The 9,717-nt window shown below is 61.2% G+C and carries 3 protein-coding genes; all 3 read left to right on the top strand.

Features of this window, described 5'->3' with window-relative positions; translation table 11 throughout:
- The coding region (locus ACIPZC_RS22145; protein ID WP_400629553.1) for an immunoglobulin-like domain-containing protein at positions 1-8,094 on the top strand (8,094 nt) is incomplete at its 5' end.
- A gap of 156 nt (positions 8,095-8,250) precedes the next feature.
- Positions 8,251-8,592: a tryptophan synthase subunit beta gene (locus tag ACIPZC_RS22140; protein ID WP_241805699.1), complete on the top strand. Its 342-nt coding sequence runs from the start codon at positions 8,251-8,253 to the stop codon at positions 8,590-8,592.
- A gap of 217 nt (positions 8,593-8,809) precedes the next feature.
- On the top strand, positions 8,810-9,709 hold the full coding sequence (locus tag ACIPZC_RS22135) for a TauD/TfdA dioxygenase family protein (protein ID WP_400629551.1): 900 nt from the start codon (positions 8,810-8,812) through the stop codon (positions 9,707-9,709).
- Positions 9,710-9,717: the final 8 nt, after the last annotated feature.

The following is a 9,717-nucleotide window of genomic DNA, read 5'->3' as shown; positions in this document are numbered from 1 at the left end:
AACGTCTACAACACCAATGCGCCGCTGACCAACAGCATTACCAAGGTCGACGGCGGTAATTACGAACAGCTCGAAACCGCGGGCACCCCGACCACCACGGTCACCGACAGCCCGGCTACCCAGGCGACCACCAACCTGGTGTTGAGTGCCACCGGCGATGTCGCTGAAGGCGGTCAGATCGTTTACACCGCCACGCTGAGCAACCCAGCGGGCACGGCGATGACCGTGACCCTGAGCAATGGCGCGACCATCAATATCGCTGCAGGCCAAACCTCTGGCCAAGTGACTGTCGCCGCACCGGCTGACGATGTTTACAAAGACGCCGGTCAGGTCAAAGCCACCGTCACCGGCACCACCGGTGGTGACTTTGAAAACCTTGCGGTCAATCCGGCTGAAGCCATAACTAACGTCAGCGATACGCTCGACACGTCGACCGTCACGTTGACCGCCACTCCAAGCGTGGTCGAGGGCGGCACCGTGGTGTACACCGCCTCGGTGTCGGCGCCTGTTACTGGTTCGCCGCTGGTCGTGACCCTGGCCAATGGTCAAAGCATCACCATCGGTGTCGGCGAGTCGTCCGGTTCGGTCAACTTTGTTGCGCCGAATAACGTCTACAACACCAATGCACCGCTGACCAACAGCATTACCAAGGTCGAGGGCGGGAATTACGAGAAGTTGGATACCGCAGGTACTCCAACCACGACGGTCACCGACAGTCCGGCTACTCAGGCGACTACCAACCTGGTGCTGAGCGCCACTGGCGATGTCGCCGAGGGCGGTCAGATCGTTTACACCGCCACGCTGAGCAACCCAGCGGGTACGGCGATGACCGTGACGCTGAGCAACGGCGCGACCATCAATATCGCGGCCGGCCAGACCTCTGGCCAAGTGACCGTCGCAGCTCCGGCCGATGACGTCTACAAAGACGCGGGCCAGGTCAAAGCCACCGTCACTGGTACCACCGGTGGTGACTTCGAGAACCTCGCAGTCAATCCGGCTGAAGCCGTAACTAACGTCAGCGATACTCTCGACACGTCGACCGTCACGTTGACCGCCACTCCAAGCGTGGTCGAGGGCGGCACCGTGGTGTACACCGCGTCGGTGTCGGCCCCAGTCACCGGCAGCCCACTGGTGGTCACCCTGGCTAACGGCCAAACCATCACCATCGGTGTCGGCGAATCGTCCGGCTCGGTCGACTTCGTTGCGCCGAATAACGTCTACAACACCAATGCACCGCTGACCAACAGCATTACCAAGGTCGACGGCGGTAATTACGAACAGCTCGAAACCGCGGGCACCCCGACCACCACGGTCACCGACAGCCCAGCTACCCAGGCGACCACCAACCTGGTGCTGAGTGCCACCGGCGATGTCGCTGAAGGCGGTCAGATCGTCTACACCGCGACCTTGAGCAATCCAGCCGGCACGGCGATGACCGTCACCCTGAGCAACGGCGCGACCATCAATATCGCGGCCGGCCAGACCTCTGGCACGGTCTCTGTTCCAGCCCCGGCGGATGACGTTTACAAAGACGCCGGCCAGGTCAAAGCCACCATCACCGACACCACCGGTGGTGACTTCGAGAACCTCGCAGTCAATCCGGCTGAAGCCATAACTAACGTCAGCGATACGCTCGACACGTCGACCGTCACGTTGACCGCCACTCCAAGCGTGGTCGAGGGCGGCACCGTGGTGTACACCGCGTCGGTGTCGGCCCCAGTCACCGGCAGCCCACTGGTGGTCACCCTGGCTAACGGCCAAACCATCACCATCGGTGTCGGCGAATCGTCCGGCTCGGTCGACTTCACCGCGCCAAACAACGTCTACAACACCAATGCGCCGCTGACCAACAGCATTACCAAGGTCGACGGCGGTAATTACGAACAGCTCGAAACCGCGGGCACCCCGACCACCACGGTCACCGACAGCCCGGCTACCCAGGCGACTACCAGCCTGGTGCTGAGCGCCACCGGCGATGTCGCCGAAGGCGGTCAGATCGTTTACACCGCCACGCTGAGCAACCCGGCAGGCACGGCGATGACCGTGACCCTGAGCAATGGTGCGACCATCAATATCGCGGCAGGCCAGACCTCCGGCACGGTCTCTGTTCCAGCCCCGGCTGACGATGTTTACAAAGACGCCGGTCAGGTCAAAGCCACCGTCACCGGTACCACCGGTGGCGACTTTGAGAACCTCGCAGTCAATCCGGCTGAAGCCGTGACCAATGTCAGCGATACGCTCGATACGTCGACCGTGACCCTGACGGCGAATGCTTCGGTAATCGAAGGTGGCGTGGTGACCTACACCGCCTCGGTGTCGGCGCCGGTCACCGGCAGCCCGCTGGTCGTGACCCTGGCCAACGGCCAAACCATCACCATCGGCGTCGGCGAATCGTCCGGCTCGGTCAACTTCACCGCACCGAACAACGTCTACAACACCAATGCACCGCTGACCAACAGCATCACCAAGGTTGAAGGCGGTAATTACGAACAGCTCGAAACCGCGGGCACCCCGACCACCACGGTCACCGACAGCCCTGCTACCCAGGCGACCACCAACCTGGTGCTGAGCGCCACCGGCGATGTCGCTGAAGGCGGCCAGATCGTCTACACCGCCACGCTGAGCAACCCGGCAGGCACGGCGATGACCGTGACCCTGAGCAATGGTGCGACCATCAATATCGCGGCAGGCCAGACCTCTGGCACGGTCTCTGTTCCAGCCCCGGCGGATGACGTTTACAAAGACGCCGGCCAGGTCAAAGCGACCGTCACTGGTACCACTGGTGGTGACTTCGAGAACCTCGCAGTCAATCCGGCTGAAGCCGTGACCAATGTCAGCGATACGCTCGATACGTCGACCGTGACCCTGACGGCCAATGCCTCGGTTGTCGAAGGTGGCGTGGTGACCTACACCGCCTCGGTGTCGGCGCCGGTCACCGGCAGCCCGCTGGTCGTGACCCTGGCCAACGGTCAAAGCATCACCATCGGTGTCGGCGAATCGTCCGGCTCGGTCAACTTCACCGCGCCAAACAACGTCTACAACACCAATGCACCGCTGACCAACAGCATCACCAAGGTCGACGGCGGTAATTACGAGAAGCTGGATACCGCTGGTACTCCAGCTACGACGGTCACCGACAGCCCGGCTACTCAGGCCACCACCAACCTGGTGCTGAGCGCCACTGGCGAAGTCGCCGAGGGCGGTCAGATCGTCTACACCGCCACGCTGAGCAACCCCGCCGGCACGGCAATGACCGTCACCCTGAGCAACGGCGCGACCATCAATATCGCGGCCGGCCAGACCTCTGGCCAAGTGACCGTCGCCGCCCCGGCCGATGACGTCTACAAAGATGCCGGCCAGGTCAAAGCCACCATCACTGGCACCACCGGTGGCGACTTCGAGAAGCTGGCGGTCAACCCGGCGCAAGCCGTGACCAACGTCAGCGATACGCTCGACACGTCGACCGTCACGTTGACCGCCACTCCAAGCGTGGTCGAGGGCGGCACCGTGGTGTACACCGCGTCGGTGTCGGCCCCAGTCACCGGCAGCCCCTTGGTTGTCACCCTGGCCAACGGCCAGAGCATTACCATCGGCGTCGGCGAATCGTCCGGCTCGGTCAATTTCACCGCGCCGAACAACGTCTACAACACCAACACCGCGCTGACCAACAGCATCACCAAGGTCGACGGCGGCAACTACGAGAAGTTGGTCACCGCTGGCTCCCCGTCAACGACGGTAACGGATGTGGCAGGCACCAAGGACACCACGAGCCTTGTCCTGAGCGCGACGCCAACGGTCGCCGAAGGCGGCAAAATCACCTACACCGCAACCTTGTCCAACAAGGCCGGTTCTGACATGACCATCAAATTGAGCAATGGCGAGACCATCTCCATTGCCAAAGGTCAGACCGAGGGCAGCATCACCCTCAACGCGCCCGCCGATGACCCTTACATCGATGCCGGCTCGGTACAGGTCAAGATCGACGGCAGCACCGGCGGCGATTTCGAATTGCTCGCCGTCGACGGCGCTTACGCCGTGACCAAGGTCTCCGATACGATCGACAATACCAGCCTGACCCTCAGCGCCACGCCCACCGTCGCCGAAGGTGGCCAGATCACCTACACCGCCACGTTGAGCAACCCGGCGGGCACGGCGATGACGGTCACCCTGAGCAATGGCCAGACCATCAACATTGCAGCAGGCAAAACGTCAGGCTCGGTGATTGTCGCCGCGCCCGCCGAGGATGTGTACATCGATGCGGCGGACGTGTCGGCGAAAATTACCGGCACTTCAGGTGGCAACTTCGAAAACCTCGTCGTCAGTAACACGCCAGCGGTCACCGCCGTGACCGACACCATCCAGACGACTACCCTGAGCATCAGTGGTACAACCGCTGTTGCCGAAGGTGGCAACGCGACTTACACGCTGAACCTCAGCAACAATGCGCAAACCGATGTGACGGTGAAGCTTTCGTATACCGGCACCGCCACCAATGGCGCCGACTACACCGGTGTGGCCATCGTCACGATCAAAGCGGGCAGCAACTCAGCCACCTTCACCATCCCGACCATCAAGGACAACGTCACCGAAGGTACCGAGCAGTTCACCGTCAAGATCGACTCGGCCACCGGCGGCAACTTCGAAAACCTGGCGGTTAGCGGCAGCGCTGGTAGCGTCACCACCCAGATCTTCGAGCCGGCGCCCGTCCTGGACCTGGACGCCAACAATTCTAGCGGCAAGACCGGCGCCGACTACCAGACCACGTTCACCGAGAACCAACCAGGAAGCGGTGTTTCGATCGGCGATATCGACGTGTCGATCACCGACTTCGACAGCTCGATGCTGACCGGCGCGACGGTGACCCTGACCAATCGCCAGCCAGGCGATGCCCTGAACCTGGGCAACAGCGTCAATGGCATCTCGATCAACGCCAACAGCACCGATGGCAAGGTGGTCCTGACCCTGAGCGGCACCGCTTCGCTGGCTGACTACATCCAGGCGATCAAGAACATCACCTTCATCAACACCAGTGAAGACCCGAGCACCGTCCCTCGGATCATCACGGTCACGGTGACTGACGGTGTGAACACCTCGAACACGGCCACCACCACGGTCAACGTCGTGGCGGTCAATGACCTGCCCACCACTACCGGCGGAGCGGTCACCGGCACCGAGGACACCGACCTGGTGCTGGGTTGGAGCGACTTCAACATCAGCGATGTCGACTCCTCGCTTAGCAGCCTAGGGGTGACCATCACCCAGCTGCCAGGGGCCGGTACCTTGAAGCTGTACAACGGCACCAGCTGGGTCGATGTGAAGGCAGGCCAGACCATCAGCCAGGCCGACATCGCCGCCGGCAAGCTCAAGTTCGTTCCCGTGGCTAACCAATCGGGTGTCGACGGTTACGGTGGTACCGGTGTGGGCAACAAGCAGGCGGACTACGCGCAGATCAAGTACGCGCCTACCGATGGCAAGGGCACGGGCAGCGAAGCCACGCTCAAGGTCGATATCACGCCGATGGCCGACAAGCCGGACCTGAGCATTGGCAGCAACAACGTCAATTCGCTGGGCCTGACCAAGGAAACCTGGACCAGCCTCAACGGCCTGGGCACCAACGGCAATGGCATCACCGGTGACGCGCTGAAGAACGTGTTCGCCAACTCCGGCAGCGCCGGCAAGAGCGAGCAGGTGACCACGGTCGACACCACGGCCACCGTCACCCCGGGGTCGGGCTCGAAGACCTCAGGCCTGATCTACCTGGAGGCCGGCAAGACCTACACCTTCAGTGGCACCGCTGACGACAGCCTGCAAATCGTCATCGGCGGCAAGAACGTCGCCGGCGGTACCTGGGGCTCGGCCAGCGGCAGCATTTCCGGCAGCTACACCCCGACCACCAGCGGCTATTACACCCTGGAGATCTACAACGCCAACCAGGCCGGGCCAGGTAGCCTTGACGTCAACATCAAGGTGGGTAATGGCGCGGTCACAGACCTTAGCAGCGCCAACATCCCGATGTACCCGAACGTCGCCGCGCTGGCCAACGCCGGTGTCACGGTGTCCGACCTGCATGGCAGCAACGGCGTGGGTTACTACGACGGCTACAAGCTCAACGAAGGCGGCGAGAATGGTGCGCCGGTCAAGTTGGTAGGCATCAGTACCGCGCTGACCGACACCGATGGCTCCGAGAGCCTGAGCGTCAAGCTCAGCGGCATCCCGACAGGCTCGGTAGTGGCCGACAATGCAGGCCATACCTTCACCGTTGGTGCCAGTGCGGTGGATGTCACGGGTTGGAATCTGGGCAGCCTGACCATCAAGCCGCCGGCCTACTACTCCGGCCAGTTCGACGTGAAAGTCACTTCGACGTCCACCGAAAGCGTTGGCGGCAGCACTGCCACCAGCGAAGGCAGCATCAAGGTCACGGTCTACCCGCAGTCGTACACCACCAGCAACCTGTCGTCCGACAGCGATAGCATCACCGGCACCGATGGCAATGACATCGTGGTCGCGGATGTCAGCGGCCTGCACGTGGTACCAGGCAAGGACTACAACATCGCCTTCATCGTCGACACCTCGGGCAGCATGGGCTCTGCGGGCGTCGATGCCGCGAAGCAATCGCTGGAGTCGGTGTTCAAGACCTTGGCTGCAAGCGTCAAGGGCGCACAGTCCGGGACGGTGAATATTCTGTTGGTCGACTTTGCCACCCAGGTCAAGAGCAGCGTATCGGTGACCCTCAACGATGCGGGCCTGAAAACCCTGCTGAGTGCGCTGGGCACGTTGAACTCCAATGGCGGCACCAACTATGAGGATGCCTTCAAAACGACAGCCAACTGGTTCGCCAACCTCAAGGCTGCAGGTAGCACCGGTAGTAACCAGACATTCTTCATCACTGACGGTGAGCCGACCTACTACCAGACCAGTGAACAGGGCAACCCGAACCTGGGCAACACCAACGTCAAGCTCGATACGTTCCTGTCGTCGATCAACTACAAGATGGGCGATACCGTTACCAACTATCAGTTGGATACCAACAACCGTCTCTCGATCGACAGCAGCGGCAAGTTGACCATGCAGGTTCGCGAGTTGGACTGGAGCTGGAACTCGGGTTACTACTACAAGTGGTCCACCCAGAGCACAGCCACTATACGTGCCGAGGGTAATGGGGGTTATGAGCTGTCGACCCGCGACGGCACGGGCAACTCGACTGACCGGGCAACCACCAACAACTCGACTGACAGCTTCAAGATCCTCGCTGGTTTGTCCGACGTCGAGGCGATTGGCCTCAACAGCGGCGTGAACAAGGATGACCTGAAGCCCTATGACTCCGATGGCAAGCCACAGGCCAACATCGACCCGAGCAAACTGGCAGATGCCATCCTCGGCCACACCGAAGTCACCCAGCCGGGCAACGACACTGTCAACGGTGGTGATGGCAACGACATCATCTTCGGCGACCTGCTGACCTTCCCGACGGTCGCCGGCACGGGTGTAGAAGCGATCCAGGGTTACGTGGCGAACAAGCTCGGTGTGGATGCGGGCGATGTCGACGCGCGGGCAATGCACAAGTACATCAACGAGCATTACACCGAGTTCGATATTGCGGGCAGCAATGATGGCGCCGACACCCTTATGGGGGGCGCAGGCAATGACATCCTCTTCGGCCAGGGGGGTAATGACACCCTCGATGGCGGCAAAGGTAATGACATCCTGCTGGGCGGCACTGGCAACGACACCCTGATCGGCGGCCAAGGCAATGACATGCTGATCGGTGGCAGCGGTGCCGACACCTTCGTGTGGAAGTCCGGTGACATTGGCAGTGACGTGATCAAGGACTTCAAAGTCAGCGAGGGTGACCGCCTGGACTTGCGCGACCTGCTGCAAGGTGAGAAGGCCAGCACTATCGACAACTTCCTGAAGATCACCACCGTCGATGGGTCCTCGACCTTGCAGGTCAGCACCGAAGGCAAGCTCAACGCAGCCGGTGGCCTGGCCAATGCCGATGTGTCTATCAAGCTGGAAGGGGTCAACTGGTCCAATACCACGGTCAACTCGTTGATCAGCGGTGCCGACCCCACCATCAAGATCGATAACGCCTGATCCCGTCTGCGCGGTGGCCACCTCGGCCACCGCGCAGCGCGGTCTTTTCTGTCATCTTCGTGCAGCGCATACTTCTGCGCCGGGCTGTCATGCCCGATGAACTTTGCCTATGCTGCTGACTACCAACAAGGAACCATCGTGACGAGGGATGACGCCATGTTCTACGTGCAACGCGACGCCGAGGGCCAGTTGCTGCGGGTAGAAGCTGCACCTTATGCCGAACACACGGAGATCCTCCCAGCAGATCATGCCGAGATTCAGGAGTGGTTTGCTGACGATGTCGTCGAAAATAGCCTCAAGCAGCTGAAACAGAGCGACTTGGACATGATCCGGGTGCTTGAGGACTTGATCGAGGTGCTCACTGCCAAAGGTGTCTTCAGCATCACCGACCTGCCGCCTGGCGCCCAAGCCAAGCTGCTCAGTCGCTCCACCGCGCGAAAGGCGCTCGGCAGCTTGAACAACCTGATCGAGGAAGAGGAGGAGGGTGGGCTGATTTAATCCTCCGCGCTTGTCTGCTTGGCCGGCAGACAACTGCCCTCTCATATCGTTATTCATTAAAGGTATTTAAATTATTATTTTAATTACCTTATAGTCACTCCACTGCGTACCCGTCGACCAATCGATGCGCCGCACGACTTGAACCCACACGGGTAAACCCCCGTGCGTTTCTGATCGTTGCGCGTCATTGAAGTCGCGCACTGCGTGGGAGTGAAAAATGTCCGCCGCCTCGAACGCCTTGCCGTCCAACCACCGCGCTCAGCCGCAAGCCTTTGAAATCCGCCCGTTCTCGGGTGCCGTTGGCGCCGAGATCATCGGCCTGGACCTGGCTAAACCGGTCAACGCCGAGGACTTCAGCCTCATTCATCGCGCCCACCTCGACCACCACGTACTGGTGCTGCGCGACCAGCGCATCAGCCCTGAACAGCAGATCGCTTTCAGCCGCCGTTTCGGGCAACTGCAGATCCATGTGCTGAAGCAGTTTCTGCTCACAGGCCACCCCGAGATACTGATCGTCTCCAACATCATCGAGAACGGCCAAAACATCGGCCTGGGCGATGCCGGCAAGTTCTGGCATTCAGACCTCTCATACAAAGCGCTCCCCAGCCTGGGATCCATGCTGCATGCCCAAGAGTTGCCCAGCGAAGGTGGCGACACCCTGTTCGCCGACATGCACAAAGCCTGGGACGCGGTACCTCAAGCACTGCGCAAGCAGGTCGAGGGCCGCAGCGCCGCTCACTCCTACACCGCCCGTTATGCCGAGACCAAGTTCGAAGGCAACTGGCGCCCGACCCTTAGCGCCGAGCAGCTTGCACAGGTACAGGAAGTGGTCCATCCGGTGGTGCGTACCCATCCGGAAAACGGCCGCAAGGCCCTGTTCGTCAGCGAAGGGTTCACTACCCGGATCATCGGCCTGCCGGATGATGAAAGCCGCGATGTGCTGCAGCAGCTTTATGCCCTGAGCGTGCTCGAAAAGAACATCTACCGCCACCAGTGGCAGCCACACGACCTGGTGTTCTGGGACAACCGCTCGCTGATCCACCTTGCCACAGGCTGCCCGGCCCACCTGCGACGCAAGCTTTTCCGCACCACCATCCAGGGCGATGCCCCGTTCTGACGACTGAG

The sequence above is a fragment of the Pseudomonas sp. NPDC089743 genome, from assembly GCF_044748785.1.
Classification (GTDB): Bacteria; Pseudomonadota; Gammaproteobacteria; order Pseudomonadales; family Pseudomonadaceae; genus Aquipseudomonas; species Aquipseudomonas putida_X.
Note: the sequence above shows the minus strand (reverse complement) of the source record. Positions and strands in the feature narration are given on the sequence as shown.

Coding starts and splice junctions, on each gene's coding strand:
- ACIPZC_RS22140 (WP_241805699.1), top strand. CDS start 8,251: ATGTTCTACGTGCAACGCGACGCCGAGGGCCAGTTGCTGCGGGTAGAA.
- ACIPZC_RS22135 (WP_400629551.1), top strand. CDS start 8,810: ATGTCCGCCGCCTCGAACGCCTTGCCGTCCAACCACCGCGCTCAGCCG.